1 protein-coding gene is annotated in these 381 nt (G+C 36.5%); it reads right to left on the bottom strand.

Annotated features, from left to right (window positions below; genetic code table 11):
• The coding region (locus EII42_RS13185; protein WP_199729900.1) for a hypothetical protein at nucleotides 1-381 on the bottom strand (381 nt) is incomplete at both ends.

Below are 381 nucleotides of genomic sequence, written 5' to 3'. Positions count from 1 at the left end.
GCTGTGCAACGCTATTTTGTTGTAGTTGCAAGCTGACATTGAGATGTTGTAATGCCTTAATGGAAAGTAAAAAATGTTGCTGATTTTGTTGCAATAACAAGGCTTTGTTTTTTATCAAAGCAAGCGCATGTAAAACATTTTTTTGTTCACTGAGCGTATTAGCCAGATTGTGCGTAAATTGATTTATTGCCACAGAGGAAGTTGCTGTTTTTTCTTCATTTGTACTTAACAATTCCCCATAAGCCTTTTGCTCAGCCTTGCTTGGTGTTGTTTTCGGGTAATTTGGTGCAGCTGTATTGTAATTTGAGCTAAAGTGCGGTTTAAATTGAGAGGATTTTTCACTCTCTCTATATTGTTGGGTAAAAATATTTTCACCCGCAG

This window comes from Tessaracoccus sp. OH4464_COT-324 (assembly GCF_003932855.1).
GTDB lineage: Bacteria > Actinomycetota > Actinomycetes > Propionibacteriales > Propionibacteriaceae > Arachnia.
The sequence above is the reverse complement of the archived record's forward strand: the minus strand, read 5'-3'. Positions and strand labels throughout refer to the sequence as shown.